We start from the raw sequence: 18,824 nt of genomic DNA on the forward strand, positions 1-18,824 counted from the left end.
AACCTTACCTGGTATGAACCGGAACTTATATATTTTCCACGTTATTATACTACTTTGTGCCTGCAATTCCCGTAATATGAGAACGATCGGCACCATTGAACAGGCAGACAGCAGCCTGGATTCCATACTGCATAAAGATGCTCCCATAGAAATTATTGCGGAAGGTTTTGATTGGTCCGAAGGACCGCTGTGGATCCCTGCGCATAACATGCTGCTGTTTTCCGATATCCCGAAGAACAAAGTATGTAAATGGACGGCAGACAAAGGGCTGGAAACCTACCTTACACCCTCCGGCTATACCGGCACTACGCCACGCGGGGGAGAAGTGGGCTCCAATGCCCTGATCCTGGACCTGCAGGGCCGCCTGGTGCTGTGCCAGCATGGCGACCGCCGTATGGCGCGTATGGATGCCCCGCTGGATAAGCCTGCACCTAAATTCATTTCCCTGGCAGATAACTATGGCGGCAAAAAGTTTAATAGTCCCAACGATGCCATTATACGCAGCAACGGCGACCTGTTTTTTACCGATCCGCCCTATGGCATGGAAAAGCAGAACGAAGATCCTGCCCGTGAGCTGCCTTTTCACGGCGTGTTCAAAGTGGCGGCAGATGGTAAGGTAACCTTACTCACGGACTCGCTTACACGCCCTAACGGGCTGGCGTTAACGCCGGATGAAAAAACGCTCATTGTAGCCAACTCTGATCCCAACAAAGCCATCTGGTATATGTTTGACCTGGCTGAAAATGATTCGCTGGTAAACCCTCGCATTTTGCGGGATGTAACTGCTGAGGGCAAAAAAGAAGGTGGCTCTCCCGATGGTTTTAAGATAGACCGCAAGGGCAATATTTTTGCTACCGGCCCCGGTGGTGTATGGATATTCAACAGCAGCGGCAAATTATTAGGAAAGATAAAAGTGCCGGTAGCCACCTCCAACTGCGCCCTGGCAGAGGATGATACGGTATTGTACATTACCGCCAGCAAATATGTGCTGCGGGTAAAGATGCGCTAAACGTGCCCACTCATTTATTTAATAGTAAGCCATCACCTTGCATTTTATGCCGGTCCCGGCACAGCGCGCGGCTTTTTTTATACTTTGTACGTTCAACGTTCACTAAAATTCCATACTCATGCAACGCTGCCGTTTATTATTGATGCTGTTACTCGTTTGCCATTTTTCCGCCATAGCGCAGCAGGTATCTCTGCAGGTGGCGCTGGCCGGCCTTAACCACGACCATGTGCACCTGATCCTGGGCCGCTACCGTAAAGGCGAAGTTAAGATCCTGGGTATTGCGGAAAACGATGAACAGCTGATCCAGCGCATGAAAAAACGCTACCAGCTACCGGATAATATTTTTTATAAAGATGTGCCTTCCATGCTGGCTAAAATAAAACCGGATGTAGTGCTGGCCTATAACCCTATTGCCGATCACCTGGCTGTAGTGGAAGCCTGCGCTCCCAAAGGCATACCGGTGATGGTGGAAAAACCGCTGGCCGTATCCGTACAGCAGGCGCAGCGTATAGCCGCACTTTCCGCACAATACCATGTGCCTGTGCTCACCAATTATGAAACCACCTGGTACAATACCAACCAGCAGGTGCAGGATATGGTGAACAATCAGCACGCCATTGGGCCCATCCGCAAAATGATAGTACACGACGGCCACGAGGGACCTAAAGAAATAGGCTGCAGCCCCGACTTTCTGAAATGGCTCACCGATCCTGTAAAGAATGGCGCAGGCGCTTTGATGGACTTTGGCTGTTATGGCGCTAACTTAATGACATGGCTGATGCACGGTAAAGCGCCGGTAGCAGTAATGGCCGTTACGCACCAGATAAAACCCGATGTATATCCCAAAGTAGATGATGATGCCACCATTATGCTGGAATACCCCGATGCCACCGGTATAATAGAAGCCTCCTGGAACTGGCCTTTCAGCATTAAAGACCTGGAAGTGTTTGGCAAAACCGGTTACCTGCATGCGCTGAACATGCATAACCTGGTAGGCCGCCAAAAGGATAGCACCTACACCGTGGAAGTAAAAACCGCGCAGTACCAGGATAACCTCACTTACCTGCAGGCCGTGCTGAAAGATGGTTTTAAACCGGGTAATGATCTGTCGTCGTTAGAGAATAATATTATTGTGGTAAGGATACTGGAAGCAGCGCGTAAGTCGGCCAAGGAAGGGAAACGGGTGGTGTTGTAAGCCCTGCCGCTGCTGTAAAAACCGCATAACCTTTAGGTTTTATGCGGTTTTTTTGTTTTATTGAGAACACAATCCAAAATCTACCGCTTCATGAAGAACCTCTTGCTCCGGCGCCTGGCCTTGTGCTGCGTTGTATTATTATTTTCTGAAAGCGCCCTCAATGCCCAGGCATATAAAAAGCTGCATGAAAAGGCTGTGCTGGTGGATACGCATAACGATGTACTTTCCTCCGCCACCATGCGCGGCCTGGATATTTCACAGGACCTGCGCGGCAAAACACATTCAGACCTGGCCCGTTTTAAAGAGGGCGGGGTAGATGTGCAGGTGTTTTCCATTTTCTGCGATGAACGTTTTGGAAAGGATACTGCTTTCAAATTTGCCAATATAGAGATCGATTCCCTGTACGCCATTACTGCGCGTAACGCCGATAAAATGGCGATGGTATTTACCCCGAAGCAGCTGGACTGGGCTGTAAAGCAGCATAAGCTGGCTGCCATGATAGGCGTGGAAGGCGGGCATATGATAGCCGGCGATATTGCCAACCTGGATAGCCTGTACAAACGCGGTGCGCGTTACCTGACCCTTACCTGGAACAACTCTACGGAATGGGCCAGCTCCGCCAAAGACGAATCAGGAGATAGTGTGCGCAACCCGCATAAGGGACTGAACGATTTTGGCAAACAGGTAGTGCAGCGCATGAACCAGCTGGGCATGATGGTAGACCTTTCACATGTAGGTGAGCAAACCTTTTGGGATGCCATTCATACCACTACCAAACCAGTGCTGGTATCGCACAGCTGCGCGTATGCGCTTTGCCCGGTGTTCCGTAATCTGAAGGATGAGCAGATCAAAGCAGTGGGTGCCAATGGCGGCGTGATACAGGTGAACTTTTACTCCGGTTTCCTGGACAGCACCTATTTCCGGCGGCAAAAGGAGTTCATTGCCCGGCACCAGCAGGATGCGGATGCCCTGAAGCAAAACGGCAAAGCAGAGTATGAGATCCAGGAGGAGCTATACCGCAAATATCCCGCAGAAGCAGAACAGCTGCGTGCGCCCTTTAATTTGCTCATTGATCATATTGACTACATCGCTAAGCTGGCCGGGGTGGAGCATGTAGGGCTGGGATCCGATTTTGACGGCATAGAAGCCCCGCCGCAACAGCTGAACGGCGTAGAGGACTACCCGTTAGTGACCAAAGCATTACTGGAAAGAGGATATACAAAGAAAGACATCCGCAAAATATTAGGCGGCAACTTTATACGGGTATTTAAGGCCAACAGCAAAAAATAATTGTATGATGAAATGGTTAACCGGCATGGCTTTGCTGTGCAGCATCCCTGCGTTTGCGCAACAGTCCTGCGATGTATTGATCCGCAATGGCCGGATCGTGGATGGTACCGGCAACTCCTGGTTTTATGGAGATGTGGCGGTAAAAGAAGGTAAGATCATTGCCGTGGGCAAGCTAGCCGGCTACAGCGCCCCTAAAACCATTGATGCGCAAAAAATGATCGTAGCCCCGGGTTTTATAGATGTACACGGGCATGTGGAATCCGGCATTTTTGAACGCCCTACGGCAGATAACTATATTTATGATGGCGTAACCACCATTGTTACGGGTAACTGCGGCAGCTCAGCCGATGATCTGCAAAAATTCTTCGGCCGGGTAGATAGCCTGCACGCAGGCATTAACATAGCCTCCCTGGTAGGGCATAATACGGTACGGGCGCAGGTCATGCACCGGGATAACCGCGCACCCACCCCCGCAGAGCAGCAACAGATGGATTCCCTGGTGGCCAAAGCCATGCAGGATGGCGCCGTAGGTTTTTCAACAGGTCTCATTTACATTCCCGGCGCTTTTTCCAAAACAGATGAAGTAGTGGAGCTGGCTAAGTCAGCCGCGCAATATAACGGCGTGTATGCGTCACATATACGGAACGAGGAAAACAAAGTGGTGGATGCAGTGAATGAAGCCATTAACATTGGCAGGTCGGCCAATATGCCGGTAGAGATCTCGCACTTTAAAGTAAGCGGTAAAGCTAACTGGGGCCGCTCCGGCGAAATATTAGGATTAGTGCAGCAGGCCCGCAAGGAAGGCTGGGACGTAACCATTGATCAATACCCTTACACGGCCAGCAGCACCAACCTGGGGGTGCGTTTGCCGGATTGGGCGCTGGCCGGCGGGCAGGATTCCATTAACGTACGCCTGCACAATGCCGCTACCCGCGCACAGATCAAAAAGGAAATGCTGGAACAGCTGCACAGCTACAAATACAAGAACTACAGCTACTGCGTGGTAGCCAACTACCCGGCAGATACCAGCTTTAACGGCAAAAGCATTACAGACATCAACAAGCTGATGGGCCGTAAAGGCAATGCCAAACATGAAGCGGAAACCATTATGGACATGGTGGAAAAAGGCGGCGCTCAAATGGTGTACCATGGCATGAATGAAGAGGATGTGCGTTACATCATGCAATATCCCTTTTGCATGGTAGGCGCCGATGCCGGCGTACCCACACCAGGCAAAGGCATGCCGCACCCCCGCGCTTATGGCACCAATGCGCGCATACTGGGTAAATATGTGCGGGAGGCTAAGCTGATCCCGCTGGAAGAAGCCATCCGCCGCATGACCTCCCTGGCCGCACAAAAGTTCCAGCTAAAGGACAGGGGCCTGCTCCGCGAAGGCATGGCCGCCGACATCGTGATCTTTGACGATCAAACGATCGATGACAAAGCTACCTTTGATGTTCCGCATCAATACTCCACCGGCATGCAGTATGTATTGGTAAACGGCCAGCTGGAGCTGGAAAACGGCCGGCATACAGGCCTGCGTAGTGGTACACCGTTGTATGGACCGGCGAAACGCTAGGGAAGCAGAAAGCACAAAGCGTAAAGCATAAAGCATAAAGCAGAAAGCATAAAGGGTAAAGCGTAAAGGGAGGATAGAACATAAAGGCTTCAGGCTTTATGCTTTACGCTTTCGGCTTTCAGCTTTTCGTTAACTTACAATATGGACACCTTCAACCACATCAAAACCCTGATCACCATTATCCTGGGTTTAAGTATTACGCATTTGCTGAAAGGCGTGGCTAAATTTATACAGCATCCGCACCGCGATAAGCCGTATTGGTTGCACCTGGCCTGGGTATTCTATATTTTTATGTTGCTGGTGCACTTCTGGTGGTGGGAGTACCGGTTAACGCATGTACAGCACTGGAGCTTTACCAGCTACTTTTTCATTATCTTCTTCATCATGACCTTTTACTCTTTATGCGCCCTGCTGTTCCCCGATGATATTAAAGACTATAAGGGGTATGAGGATTATTTCTTTTCCCGTAAAAAATGGTTCTTTGCCATCCTGGCCTTCAGTTATCTGCTGGATATTGGCGATACCCTCATTAAAGGGCAGGACTATTTCAACAGCCTGTCCATAGAATACCCCATCCGTAATGCCGTGCATATTATTTTATGCCTGCTGGCCATCCAGATCAATAACCGCATTTTTAACGGAACTTTAGTCATCCTGTTTATCTTGTACGAGCTTTCATATATCCTTCGCTTGTTTGATACCGTGTAACTTTGCGCTCTCTGTACTGTATAAAAAACGATCCATGAAAAAATGTATGTGGCTGCTGGCTTTTTGCTGCAGCAGCGCACTGGCGCTTGGCCAGGACAATGATCATCCCGATAGCCTGCTGGTGCGCCGGCAGCTCTTTGTTTTACGCAACGTAATAGCAGCCAAAGGAGCGCAGCTTTCCGAACGGGAACGCCTATATTACCAGGCCTACCTGGACAACTTCTTTAACAAGGGGAAAACATCCAACACCAGCATAGACCTGCTGTTGCAAAAGTACCGCGCTGATCTTACCGCCAAACAGGTGTCGGAATTATTACAGGTAAAAATAGATAACCTGGTAAAGGCCTACCAGTATAAAGCAGCATACACCAGCTCCATGTATTTGCTGGACAGCTTTAAAACCACGCTGCCGGAAAAAGATCAGGCAGCCATCCGCAATGCAGCGGTAATATGGGAGGGCTTACAGGAGATAGCGCCCCAGGAGCTAACCGTGGTGCAGGACACACATATTCCTTTTAAGCGGGATGCAGTAGGGCTGGTGAATATACCGGTGAGCATTGGCGATACCAGCAATGAATTTGTATTTGATACCGGCGCCGGTATTTCTACCATTACGGAAAGCAGCGCCGTACGCAACCATCTTACCCCGATGAATAAATATTTTGAGGTGGAAGCTGCTACCGGCGGCATTGTGAAGGCGCGTATTGCCGTAGTGAAGGAGCTGAAGATTGGCGGCATCCTGGTAAAGAACGCCGTATTCATGGTATTCCCGGACAGCGCGCTTACCTGGCCGGAGGCAAAGTATGGCATTAAAGGGATCATTGGTTTCCCGGTGATTGAGCAAATGGGCGAGATCCGCATTAACAGTAAGGAGGGCGTGCTGGAAGTGCCGCAGCAACCTTTACCCGGCAATTACGCCAACTTTGGTTTAAGTAACCTGCGCCCGGTGATCAATGTAGCTTACAAAAAAGATAGCCTGCCTTTTATATTTGATACCGGCGCAACCGCTACTGCGCTGAATGCACCCTTTTTTAAGAAATACCGGAAAGAGGTAATGCGCAGAGGGAAGCCTTTCCGGCTGCCGCAGGGCGGGGCAGGAGGTGTTAATACCGTGAACGCATATAGGCTGCCTGAAATAGTATTGGGCATTGCCGATAAGAGACCCAGGTTGCCGCAAATACCTGTTATTACCGCACCGGTAATGGAAGAGGACAGGTATTACTATGGCAACCTGGGCCAGGATATTATGAAACAGTACCGTGAAATGGTGATCAGCTTCAGGTATATGTATGTGTCGTTCAAAGATTAGCTGTTAGCTTCTAGCTTTTAGCCTTTAGCCTTTAGCATAACAGGGCTTTAGCGTTAAGCGTTAATATCCAGGTTCTCCAGGTATTTATAGCCGGAGCCGGTGTTCAGCAGTAAAATGTTTTCATCGTGCAGTATCAGGCCTTCGTCCAGCAGCTTGGGCAGGGCTGCAATTAAGGCCGCACCTTCAGGTGCGGCCAGTAGTCCCTCCCGCCGCGATAATAACTGCATGTATTTTTTTAGCTCCTCTTCACTGATGGCCAGCGCATGACCATGCGACTGGTTTAACGCATCCATGATCAGCGGCTCCGCAAAGGGGCGGGGCACGGCCAGGCCATTAGCAATAGAGGGCTGTCCGTTATACTTTTTAGCATTAGGCTGCAAACCTTGCCAGGAGGCCACTATGGGCTGGCAGTTGGCCGCCTGCACCGCTATCAGGCGGGGCATTTTATCCGGTATCCAGCCCAGGGCCAGCATTTCCCGGAATGCTTTCCATAAACCAATTAACCCGGTACCGCCGCCGGTGGGGTACAGGATCACATCCGGCAGGTTCCAGTGCAGCTGTTCTGCAATTTCGTAACCCATGGTTTTCTTGCCTTCCAAACGGTACGGCTCCTTAAAGGTGGAGACATCAAAACAGCCGCGTTCTTCCCGGATGCGGGCTGCTTCTGCTGCGCAGTCGTTAATGAGGCCATCTACCAGCACTACTTCAGCGCCGTACATCCAGCACTCTTCCTTAAAGATCTTAGGGGTATGCCGCGGCATTACCACCACTGCCTGCATGCCTGCAGCAGCGCAATAAGCTGCCATGGCGCCGCCGGCATTGCCTGCTGTGGGAACAATGCAGCTTTCCACGCCAAATTCTTTGGCCTTGGAAATAGCAGCGCTTAAACCGCGGGCTTTAAAAGAGCCGGTAGGATTCAGTGATTCATCTTTCCAGAAAAGTTTATCGAATCCCAGCTGCCGGGGAATATTGTGCAGTGTTAACAGGGGCGTCATGCCTTCGCCCAGGGTTACAATATTGTTCACATCAAAAACAGGCAGCATTTCCAGGTAACGCCACATATTATCTGATTGGGCGGGCAATACTTCCTTTGAAAGCGGAAATACATCATCGGTACTATACTCCGCTACTAAAGGAGCATTACAACATACGGATGTCTGATGTAAACGGTGTGGGTCGTGATATTGGCCGCAGCTGCTGCATTGCAGGGACGACAGCAACGACAATGTTTCAATTGTCCTCATAAAATGAAGTGTAAATAAAAATGAAGTCAGATGTATAATGACAACAGCCGGTTATTACTGTTGTCATCATTTGTTCTCACAACAAATGTACTCACCTCCTCCATTCGGAGGTTATACTAAATAGGCATATACTATTACCTGGGGTTATACTGTTTTTTAGCGAGACGTATAAATATGTTGTTGATCTGATCGTTATTGGTGCCCTGCCGCTGCATGAAAAAGAAGGAGCGGTGGATCCTTAAACCCGGAATATCAATGCGTACCAGTTGTCCGTTATCTATAAGATGTTCTACAGAACGCTGCGGTAAAAAGCCCAGGCAGGTATCGCTGAGCAGGAAGTTTTTGAGGGCTTCTGTACCGCCTAAAATAATACGGTTATTAATATCCTGGATGGATAACCCGAAGGGCGCCAGCGCTTCTGCTACGGCTGCCAGCGTGCCACTGCCTCTTTCCCGCAGTGCCACAGGAATATTCTTCAGCTCCTCTACCGTTACCCGTTTCTTTTTAGCCAGCGGGCTTTTGTGATGACATACCGGTATCACCTCGTCTTTCATGAAAAATTTATACTGCACCGTGGTATGTTTATTCCTGCTTTCAGTAATACCCAGGTCTATTTCCTGTTCCAGCAGCGCGCGAAGTATATTTTCCGAGTTACTGTTAAGCAACCGCAGTTGTATGTTGGGATATTGCTGGTGAAAGCTGGACAGGATACCTGGTATCACGTACAAGGCCACCGTAGTGCTGGCACCCACTACCAGCGAGCCTTTGGCCTGCTGCCGTCCGGAGAGGCTGCTTAAATTGAACTGCATGTTCCGCTGCAGCTCCTTCGCTTGTTTTATATGATCAAAAAGGATCTTTCCAGCTGCAGTTAGTTGTATAGTGCTGCCTTTTCTTTCAAAGAAGCTGAGGTTGAACTGGTTTTCCAGCAGCCGGATATGCTTGCTCACAGAGGGCTGCGTCATAAACAGCACTTCTGCTGCTTTGGAAAAGCTAAGCAGGCGGGCTGTTTCGTAAAAAGCTTCATAGCTGATGTTAAGCATATTTGGCGTTTGTGCGCACTAAAAGTAGTGAAATTCTTTAGTCGATGGTCCATGGTCCATAGTCCATTGCATAGAACATAGGGCGGGTACTGCGTGATAGGGAGCGCAGTCCAGGGTCCACAGCATCGAGCGTAAAAAAATATTACGTTAAAAGCAAGTGAAGCCACCTGCCTTTAACGTAACTACAGATCTATTCGTACAACGCCATGGGCTATGGGCCATCGACCATCAACTAGCTATCTGCCTTTAACGTAACAACATCTCTATTCGCACCAGGCCATGGACCATGGACCATCGACCATGGACGCTATTTATATTTCGCCAGCAGCTCCTCACTTTCCGGCTTGCCCCAGTGCGGTTGTTCGCCGGTTGCCGGTTGGGCTGAAAGGCTTTTTAATGCAGATTGGGCGAGGATCTTAGCTTTATCCTTATCGCCGCCCCACATTTTAGGCGTATAGTATTTTACCCAGGCCTGCAGATACAATACACGCGGGTTCTCAGGATCCAGCTGCGCGGCTTTGTCCAGGTATTGCTGGGAAAGCATGCCAAATTCACGCCCGTAGGTCATAGGGTTGATGAACACTTTACTGCGGTATACCATGCTATACACGGTGTACAGTTCTGCCTTGTCTTTATTGGTACCTTTGTCTTTCAGCAATGCTTCCGCCTGTTTGGCATATTGTTCGCCTTCGATGCTGAATGGTTCTATACGGTCGCCATCTTTTTGCAGCAGGAATCCAATTTTAGCATTACACAGCGCTGTGTAATAAAACGGCAGCCAGTTGTTTTTTTGTGCATTCGCTGCTTGTTTAAAACGTACAGCCAGGGCTTCGTAATCAGCCACGGTGCTGGCTTTATCCAGCTGCGCAATCGCAGCGGAGAGCTTATCCTGCGCCCGCAGCTGGATTGAGATTAGCACTATTGCAAAACTTACGCATAAGAGCATTACTTTTTTCATGATACTTGTTTTTATAATTAATAATTAAGAATGAATAATTAATAATCATGGAAGCGGCTACTCCGCATTAAGCCTTTTTATCATTTGCCGCCAGAGAATTAATAATTAAGAATGAATGACGGACTACTGCATTATGAAGAACCTTTGTTACTTCACATACTTGCCCTACGATTGTTAATTATTCATTCTTAATTATTAATTGTACTTAGAGATTGTCATTAATGAAATCCTCCGTCCGGTCAATGCCAAAGCTCATAAAGATGCCGATGTAGTAGCTGCGGCTGGCAGTGGGCAGCATGGGCACTTTGTTCACACCGTTATAGCTGTACTGGTAGCCGAACACCTGCTTAGTACCCAGTATGTTATTCATGCCAAAGCCAATACCGGAGAAATCTTTATGCTTCCATTTCGGGAACAGGGAGAACATATAGGCGCCGCTGAGGTTCAAGTTATGATAGGCGCGGGTAGTGCCCTGGTCATAGATCTGCGGGGCCTTGTCCTGCGGGGAACGGATATCATAATACGGCCGCCCGGTCGCAAAATTGTACACCAGGTTCACATTCAGGTTAATGTCCGGGAAGTAACGTTTTACAGCCACGGAGGCAGTGTGCGGTGTGGCAAAATTGGGCTGCAGGGCATAGGGGAAGTTCAGGTAATCCCGTTTGGTATCCAGGTAAGTATAGCTTACCCAGTAATCCAGGTTGGGAATAGAGCGTTTATCGCGCCAGAACAGCTCTATGCCTTTGGCATCACCGCTGCCGTTGTTGGTAAGAATGGGAGCTGTTTTAACAAGGTTCTGATATTTTTTATAATACGCTTCTACACGTAACAGCCGGTTGTTGGCCTTTTTAGTGTAGTTGATAATGTAATGCGTGGCTTGTGAAAATTGAAGGTTGCGCTGCCGGTATAAAAATTCGTTCTCCGGTTTCTGGTAAAAAATGCCGTAAGCAACATTCAACTGCCCGCCATCCGGGAAGCGGTAGGCCAGGCTGGCACGGGGCGCTACGGTAGTGCGTTGCAGCAGGGTAGAGTGTTCCACACGCACACCTGCTCTTGCCATCATGTTATCTGTAATATAAATATCGCCTTCCGCAAATGCAGCGCTTAGCTGGTCTGTTAAAGGGTAAATGCTGTCATTGCTGCGGTAACGATCCTGCGTATAAAAATGTTCTGCGCCCACATGCAAGGCCTGGTTATGGGCAAACAAGCGCGTTAGCACCGCACGGCCCTGTGCAAAATTGGTTTGGGTTTGCCAGTTGCGGTACTTCCATGAAAAAGGTGTATTGGAAACATGAATGGTTTCATGAGCATTGTTCTGCAGCTGGTACGACATTCTATCCATATTATAGCTATACACGCCGCCGGCGTTCAATTGCCAGTTGGGGCCCAGCATTTCGCGGTAGCTGATATTGCCGTAAAAGTTGCGGCTGTGCAGCTCAAATGCACCTTGCAGACTGCTGCTGTCAACATCCGCATTGCGCATGCCAATGTTGCTGAAGGTGCTGTTGGCATATATTTTCAGGATCCCGGTTTTGCTGGTCTTTACCCGGTAGTTGGCTTCGCTGCGGCCATATTCCGGTCCGGTAAAATAATCCGGCCGTTGTTTGATCACGCTGTTATAGGGTTGCAGGTTGCCATAATCCGCACTAATGCCAAAGCTGCTTTGTTTGTTCCTGGCCAGCTTTTGAAAGCCCACGCCGCTGTTAGATGGAAAAATGTGCAGGCTGGCAGAAGATGTTTCCGGCAGGTCCACGCTTTCCAGTATCAGGGCGCTGCTCATGGCCTGCCCGTATTGGGCAGAGTAACCGCCGGTGCTGAACAATACGCCTTTAAATAAGAATGGATTAATACGCGCGGGTTGTATAATACCCGGCACGCTGGCAAAGTTGGGGTTCTTCAGCAGGGTGCCGTCTACAAATTGTTTGGTTTCTTCGCCTGTGCCGCCACGTACAAACAAACCTTCCCGCTCACCGATCTGTTGTGCGCCGGGCAGGGAGCGCAGGGAGTTGGAAATATCGCCGTTATTACCCGCCACTGTCATGGCATCCATGGGCGTAAGGGAAGCGCCTTTGGCTTTATCGCTGGCTTCAAAAGCACCGGCGCTGATCACTACCTCGCCCAGCGTTTTATTGTCATTGGCCAGTATAACGTGAACGGTTATACCGGTATCGGGGATCATAATCCCGCGCTCATAGGGCTTATACCCTATATACGAAACCGCCAGTACCTGTTTGCCTTTGAGCGCAGTGCTAAGCTGGAAATAACCGGCGCTGTCTGTAACTGCGCCGGCTGTGCTGCCCTTGATAGTTATGCTGGCGCCTTCTATGGCAGCCTGCTGTTTGTTGGTAATATAACCAGCTATTTTTACCTGGGCGGTAGCGGTAATACACAAGGCTCCGCTACACAGTAACAAAATAATAGGTTTAATGTAAGCCGCCATAGTATGTGTTTTTATGAACACAAAACTAGGCGGCCTCACTACGCAGGTTCAGCGCAATCTATTTGCCGGTTACTTGCTGCGACAAAAAGGGGAAATGTGCATACCTGGTTAAACGATGGGTACCTCACTTTCACTAAATACTGTTTCCTGTATGCCTTTCCGGAACAGTTCCGCACCCTGCCACAGGCGTTGGGCATAAAATGCTTTTGCATCTTCGCCGGCCTGGTAGCGCAGCTGATCCTTTCCATCTGTAGCAGCTTCATACACCACTTCGGCAATCGTTTCAGCAGAGGAATATTTTTCCGGATCCCACAGCTTACCAAAAACGGAAAATACCTGCTCCATCATATTGCCATAGGCTGCATGCGGCTGGCCGGTTTGCATGGAGCGGCTACCGAAATCAGTTTTAATGGCACCCGGCGAAACGGTTTTAATGCCGATACCCAGCTGGCTGAATTCAAAGGAAAGGCTCTCGCTCAGCCCTTCCAGCGCCCATTTGCTGGCATGGTATATGGCAGAAAAGGGTACTGTTATTAATCCGCCTATAGATGTAATGTTGATGAACAAACCGCTTTTCTTTTCCCTGAAATGCGGGGTAAAAGCTTTAATGATCCTTATTACGCCCAGCAGGTTAGTATCCAGCTGGGTAGTGATCTGCTCATCCGTATAGCTTTCCAGCGGGCCTACCAGGCCATAGCCGGCATTGTTCACCACCACATCTACAGGGCCTAATGCCAGCGCCTGTTGTACGCAGGTGTCTATTTGCGCTGCATTGGCAACATCCAGCTTTAGTAGGTGTACATTATCCAGCTGCGTAAGTTCCGTTTCTTTTTCAGGGCTGCGCATAGTAGCGATCACTTTCCACCCGCGGGCGGCAAATAATTGAACGGCCGCTTTACCCAAACCACTGGAAGTACCAGTAATGAAAATAGTTTTCATTTGATTCAATTTTAAAAAGATTAAAGAATAGTGTAGTGATCCGGTAAAAGGCTTACCGGTTGTATTAATTGATTAAGCGGCGTTTATACCATGGACGGGTTTACGCCAAAGAATTGTTTAAAGGAATAAGAGAAGTGCGAAAGCGTTTCAAATCCTACATCCAGATACACATCCGAAGGTTTTTCACCCCGCTCCTTGATCAGCTGATAGGCTTCCTGCAGCCGCTTTTGCTGCAGCCAGCGGTTAGGTGTTGTATGAAATACTTTTTCAAAATCGCGTTTAAAGGTGGCCAGGCTTCTGCCCGTGAGGTAGGCAAATTTTTTCATGTCCACATTATACCGGAAATGCTGGTTCATAAATGCTTCCAGGTCTATTTTGCCCGGCGCGGTAAAATCAAACAGCAGGCTGGCCAGCGCCGGCTGCGCCTGTAACAGCAGCAGGATGGCTTCCCGCTTTTTCAGCAATATCAGCGGTTCCGGCATGTCCATTTTAAAATATGGCAGCAGGGACTGAAAGTAATTTTCCAATAATACATTGGGCGGCAGCTGTAACACCGCTTTTTCTATTTTGCCGGGGGCGGTATGCGCAGCATGCTCTTTATAAAAATCCAGCAGCGTATCCTGATCCATTATAATGGCAATAGATTGGTAGTTGCCATTTGCCGGTGGATGTTTAATGAATTTTGCCAGGTGATTCTTTGGACTGTACATATAATCCCCCGGTTTAAATGTGCAGGTATTGTTGCCGTTCAGCACTGTTACTGATCCTGAGATCAGGTAACTCAGGCAATGTTCCGGCATGAACTGTTCCCCTTGCCGTTGTACCGCCGGATATTCTGAATATACAATGCCTTGCAGGTTCTTTGCTAATTGCGCATGCTCCATAGTGCCTTGCTTGAATTACAACACAAATATCAGCAATAAAACGGAGTGTAGGTTTCGTGGAAAGCTCAAAGTTGCTTTCGCTTAAAGCTCAGCAGGCATATACCGGTTAACAAACAGCAAAGCCGCATAAACCACCCGGTCTATGCGGCTTTGCCAGTTGCGCTAACCCTTACAGGTGCAGCAGCCTGAGAGTGCCGATCAGTTGCCTGGTATCTTCACTATAAATATTTAACAGATACAATCCTTTGCCTAAAGGCGTATTCACCGTTAACACTATCCTGCGCTGATCAGTTACCCGCTGTACCAGCACCGGCCGCCCTTGTTGATCGGATAACGACAGGATAAACGCGCCTTCCGGCGGCAGGCCGGCCAGGGTGAACTGCCGGTCAAACGGGTTGGGATATACGCTGAGCACCTCTTCCCGGATCAGTCCCTGCTTCTGCCCGGATACCACCATCAGCGGCTGCAATGCTGTAATGGTAAAGCTGCGGGAAGTGCTGATGGTATCCAGTGGATGAGAGAAGGTTACCTGCAGCTGATGCAGGCCGGGTGCAAGCGTGGCCGGATCAATGATAAAGAAGCCCGTTGCAGTTACCGGCAGCACTGTGGAGCTGTCCAGCAACACCGTTACGTTTGTATGCCAGCGGGTGGGCGGATAGTTGGCAATCTGTATGGTGTCCGGGCTGCCGGCGGCGCTGTACCTGGTTTCCAGCGTACGGAGTATGGGCGGGGTATTCAGTACCGGGTATATGTGCAGGGCCACAGCAGTATCATAGGTGGTATAGGTAAACCCGTTAGAGCCCTGCCACTGCAGGGTATCCACGCCTACAATCCCGTAGTTGGGCGTGTATTTCATGCTATCCAGCTCCGCCCTGGTTATTTCACTGCTCCTTTCCCAGAAAACTGTTTTCCCTTTCACCGTTAATCTTCCATACCTGGGCACAGAGGTGACCTTTATTTTATCCAGCTGCCCGGGGCCGCTTACCGGACCTGAGAAATGCTGTATAAAATCATTTGCCGTAAACTGGATAACGGTATTTGCAAGCCCGCTTTTATCAAAGGGCTGCACATTCAGCACCAGCGTAGTATCAGTGCTTATCTTGTACAAAACGCCGGCCTGGCTCATAAACCAGGTGTTGTTCTCGAAAAAAACGCGGTCATAGGTGGTCGTGATCAGCTTCTTGTTACCGGTGCGGGGAGAATAGTACAAGCCGGTAGGAACCCGGTCCTTATGGATCATTGCATCCCCGTTGGGCGATAATCCCAGTACCTGGGTCCAAACGGAGGTTTCATACCTGCCGCCCTCCTCATAAAAACCCTGGCGGGAATTACCGGCGGAATCCTCTACGGTTGTCCATGTTTTGGCAGAAGCCTCTCCATCCTGTCTTACTACATAAGCTATATACCCGCCGTTGACCTTTAGCTCATCATGATTTACTGAGTAATCGTGGTCGCCGCAATAGGCCACGGAGTCGATCTTTGTACCGTCATATAACAACAGCCAGGTGCTCCAGCTATCGTCGTAACGCGTTACAAACAACACCTTTCCATTATCAGCTTCCGCCATCCTGATAATAATATCCCTTCCTGCTCCGTCAGTGATGCGGGTATTTACCCCATTCTGGTATTTATACGCTATCTCCGGGTAAAAATTATGATAGATCAGCATGCCCTCTTTGGACAGCGCTATTTCCACTCCCACGCTGTCTGCCACCAGCGCTACCTGTTGCGTGGCAAGGTTTTTAAGGAACAGCGAATCCGTTGGCTTAATGGAAGGCGTTTCGGACTTCCGCACCCAGGCTACATAATTGCCGGCTGCCTTTACCGCGCCGGCGCGGGGTTCCAGCAAATGTAACACGCCCTGCCGCCACTCATACAGGAGATTAAATTGATCATTATTATTATCCGTCCGAACCGAAAACAAAGCGCCATAAGCCGTTAGCCAGGCAGCGCGGACAAAGTAGGGGGCTATGCCCAGCAGCTGCCCCAGGGGGATAGGCGTACTGGTATGCTGCTGCATATCTATAATACTATAGGTGGTGTCCTTTACAACCAGGAGCTGGTTGCCCTTTTGATCTATTATAGTATTTCCCGGCGCTGCTGTATAGTATACGGACAGGTAAGGATTGTTAACAATCTGGGCATACGACGGCATCCCGCATAAGAGGAGAAAAAAAAAGCTGTAGACTTTTTGCATGGTCAGATATGATTTGATGATAAATGATGCTTTATCTCAGGCTGCCGGAGATTACACGGCAGCCGGGTTAATAGGGTTGTTCCGGCAACAAAAGGCTAGTGAATAAACGGGACACACGATCAATCTATGGCATACGGTTTCATACTCGCCATAAATATACAAACTAGTTTACGCATCACCGGTTAATCACCTTATCCAGGTTACCTTTATAAAACTCGCTCAGTGGCAGCTCCAGCTCTCCTATACAAACCAGGTCGCGTTTAATGGCCGTGATCTTAGGGGCTGCAATAATGAAGGATTTATGGGTGCGTATAAACTGCGCCGGGGGTAATTTTTCTTCAATGGCTTTCATGCTCATACGCGTGATCACCGGCTTTTTGGAGGAGGCTACATGGATCTTGATGTAATCTTTCAGCCCTTCCACGTACAGGATATCTGCTATCAATACCTTTACCAGTGTATACTCCACGTTCACAAAAAAGTGATCAGGCGCAGGTTCCGTAGCAGCAGGCGTGTAGGGCTGCCGTAAAAAACGCTCATGCGCTTTGTTGCAGGCTTTAATAAAACGCTCAAAGGATACGGGCTTCAACAGGTAATCCACCACATCCAGGTTATAGCTTTCCAGCGCATATTGTTCATAGGCAGTGATCAGGATGGTCATGGGCGGATGGGGTAAGCTTTGCAGCAGCTGCAGGCCGCTGAGTCCCGGCATCTGTATATCCAGGAATAGAAGGTCGATGGGCGTGCTTTGCAGGATGGTGGTAGCTTCCAGCGCATTGCGGCAGGCTTTTACCAGCTGCAGGAAAGGTACCTGCCGGATGTTGTCTTCCAGCAGCTCCAGCACCAGTTTTTCATCATCTATGGCCAGGCATTGCATCATTTTAACTGCAGGGTTAAGGTAGTGGAAAATACATCATGCTCCTTTTGTACTGCTAAGATATGCTGTTCCGGGTACAGGAGCTTCAGGCGCGAGCTTACATTGGCCAGTCCTATGCCGGAATTAGCATCCTTACTATCCTTCACATTGTCGCCGCTGTATTTATTCCGCACTGTAAATGTAAGGCGGTTCTCCGCCACCACCAGGCGAATATAGATCCAGGGATCATTTATCCAGCCAATACCATGTTTAAAGGCATTTTCCACAAAAGGGATCAGCAGCATGGGCTCAATGCTGTAAGGGCCGGCGCCTTCTTCCAGCTCAATAATGGTTTCTATCTGCGTATCGCTGCCAAAGCGCAGCTTCTGCAGCTCAATATAACTTTTCAGGTAAGCGATCTCCTTATCCAGCATCACTTTTTTGCCTTCGGAATCATAGAGCATGTACCGCATCAGCTCCGAGAGCATAATGAGGGAAGGCTCCATCAGGTCCGACTTTTTCCTGGCCAGCGACACCAGGTTGGTGAGCACATTAAACAAAAAATGAGGACTGATCTGCGAGCGCAGGAACTTCAGCTCCATGGCCAGCTGTTCGGCCTGCCTTTCTTTCTGCGCCTTTTCATACCGTACCTTATCCACCACCAGCCGGTATATAATGCTGGCCACCATGAACAGCATAATGGAAAAGAACAGCATTGCGCGGATGGATGCCGTTATGGGGATCTGGGAGTAAAACACTACCAGGATCCCGGTTTTAGCATAATTAACCCCCATTACCAGCGCCACCAGGCTAAGGATGTACAGCCACCAGTACCGTTTATTCATCAGGCGGGGATACAGGAAATAGGCGTTGAGGTAAAAAGCGCAGATGTGCAGCAGCGTGCTTATGAACCAGAAACTACCCGGCAAAGCACCCGGTGGGGGCTGGGTACCTGCTGTGAGCAAATGCGGCAGCGCCATTAACGCCCCCCAGATCAGCACATGCAGGGTTATAATACCATATATAGTATTGGTGCTCCTCATTTCAACAGAATAAGTTAACAAATTTATCCGTAGGATGTACCCGCCGCTCAAGTAGTAGATGAGACGGTGGTTTTTGTAGACAAGCGAGAGTATTTTGTATATTGGCGGCTCATAACCCGTCATCTTTAAAACG

Annotated in this window: 15 protein-coding genes; 6 read left to right on the plus strand and 9 right to left on the minus strand. The window is 49.2% G+C overall.

Annotated features, from left to right (window positions below; all coding sequences use genetic code 11):
- The first annotated feature begins 76 nt into the window (after positions 1 to 76).
- The 6 genes from BMZ54_RS11150 to BMZ54_RS11175 all read left to right on the plus strand — a co-directional run bounded on the left by BMZ54_RS11150 (position 77) and on the right by BMZ54_RS11175 (position 7,090).
- Positions 77 to 1,009: an SMP-30/gluconolactonase/LRE family protein gene (locus BMZ54_RS11150; RefSeq protein ID WP_202909208.1), complete on the plus strand. Its 933-nt coding sequence runs from the start codon at positions 77 to 79 to the stop codon at positions 1,007 to 1,009.
- A 118-nt stretch (positions 1,010 to 1,127) separates the two neighbouring features.
- Positions 1,128 to 2,204, plus strand: a complete 1,077-nt coding sequence (locus BMZ54_RS11155) for a Gfo/Idh/MocA family protein (RefSeq protein ID WP_089910675.1) — start codon at positions 1,128 to 1,130, stop codon at positions 2,202 to 2,204.
- 90 nt (positions 2,205 to 2,294) lie between these two features.
- Entirely contained in the window at positions 2,295 to 3,494 is a 1,200-nt protein-coding gene (locus tag BMZ54_RS11160; RefSeq protein ID WP_089910680.1) for a dipeptidase, read from the plus strand.
- A 4-nt stretch (positions 3,495 to 3,498) separates the two neighbouring features.
- Positions 3,499 to 5,073: an N-acyl-D-amino-acid deacylase family protein gene (locus BMZ54_RS11165; RefSeq protein WP_238386548.1), complete on the plus strand. Its 1,575-nt coding sequence runs from the start codon at positions 3,499 to 3,501 to the stop codon at positions 5,071 to 5,073.
- Between the two features lie 141 nt (positions 5,074 to 5,214).
- Positions 5,215 to 5,781 (plus strand): hypothetical protein, encoded by a 567-nt coding sequence (locus BMZ54_RS11170; protein ID WP_238386549.1) that lies wholly within the window; start codon positions 5,215 to 5,217, stop codon positions 5,779 to 5,781.
- A 34-nt stretch (positions 5,782 to 5,815) separates the two neighbouring features.
- On the plus strand, positions 5,816 to 7,090 hold the full coding sequence (locus BMZ54_RS11175; protein WP_089910683.1) for a retropepsin-like aspartic protease: 1,275 nt from the start codon (positions 5,816 to 5,818) through the stop codon (positions 7,088 to 7,090).
- A 53-nt stretch (positions 7,091 to 7,143) separates the two neighbouring features.
- On the opposite strand, the gene BMZ54_RS11180 is transcribed toward BMZ54_RS11175, so the two are convergent.
- The 9 genes from BMZ54_RS11180 to BMZ54_RS11220 form a co-directional block, all read right to left on the minus strand.
- Positions 7,144 to 8,334, minus strand: a complete 1,191-nt coding sequence (locus BMZ54_RS11180) for a threonine synthase (RefSeq protein WP_089910686.1) — start codon at positions 8,332 to 8,334, stop codon at positions 7,144 to 7,146.
- Between the two features lie 134 nt (positions 8,335 to 8,468).
- Positions 8,469 to 9,374 carry a LysR family transcriptional regulator gene (locus BMZ54_RS11185; RefSeq protein WP_089910689.1) on the minus strand — a complete coding sequence of 302 codons (906 nt, stop codon included), beginning with the start codon at positions 9,372 to 9,374 and terminating at the stop codon, positions 8,469 to 8,471.
- Positions 9,375 to 9,681: 307 nt separating this feature from the next.
- Positions 9,682 to 10,332 (minus strand): hypothetical protein, encoded by a 651-nt coding sequence (locus tag BMZ54_RS11190; RefSeq protein ID WP_089910692.1) that lies wholly within the window; start codon positions 10,330 to 10,332, stop codon positions 9,682 to 9,684.
- A gap of 205 nt (positions 10,333 to 10,537) precedes the next feature.
- A complete protein-coding gene (locus BMZ54_RS11195; RefSeq protein WP_089910695.1) occupies positions 10,538 to 12,772 on the minus strand; it encodes a TonB-dependent receptor in 2,235 nt (744 codons plus the stop codon).
- Positions 12,773 to 12,880: 108 nt separating this feature from the next.
- On the minus strand, positions 12,881 to 13,711 hold the full coding sequence (locus BMZ54_RS11200) for an SDR family oxidoreductase (RefSeq protein WP_089910699.1): 831 nt from the start codon (positions 13,709 to 13,711) through the stop codon (positions 12,881 to 12,883).
- 83 nt (positions 13,712 to 13,794) lie between these two features.
- Positions 13,795 to 14,595, minus strand: a complete 801-nt coding sequence (locus BMZ54_RS11205; protein ID WP_089910702.1) for a helix-turn-helix domain-containing protein — start codon at positions 14,593 to 14,595, stop codon at positions 13,795 to 13,797.
- A 169-nt stretch (positions 14,596 to 14,764) separates the two neighbouring features.
- Complete coding sequence (locus tag BMZ54_RS11210; protein WP_089910705.1) at positions 14,765 to 16,792, minus strand: T9SS type A sorting domain-containing protein; 2,028 nt, start codon at positions 16,790 to 16,792, stop codon at positions 14,765 to 14,767.
- Positions 16,793 to 16,967: 175 nt separating this feature from the next.
- A complete protein-coding gene (locus BMZ54_RS11215) occupies positions 16,968 to 17,672 on the minus strand; it encodes a LytR/AlgR family response regulator transcription factor (RefSeq protein ID WP_089910708.1) in 705 nt (234 codons plus the stop codon).
- A complete protein-coding gene (locus tag BMZ54_RS11220; RefSeq protein WP_162277515.1) occupies positions 17,669 to 18,691 on the minus strand; it encodes a sensor histidine kinase in 1,023 nt (340 codons plus the stop codon). The genes BMZ54_RS11215 and BMZ54_RS11220 overlap by 4 nt, the downstream gene beginning before the upstream one ends.
- Between the last annotated feature and the right edge of the window lie 133 nt (positions 18,692 to 18,824).

The organism is Chitinophaga rupis, from assembly GCF_900109685.1.
Classification (GTDB): domain Bacteria; phylum Bacteroidota; class Bacteroidia; order Chitinophagales; family Chitinophagaceae; genus Chitinophaga; species Chitinophaga rupis.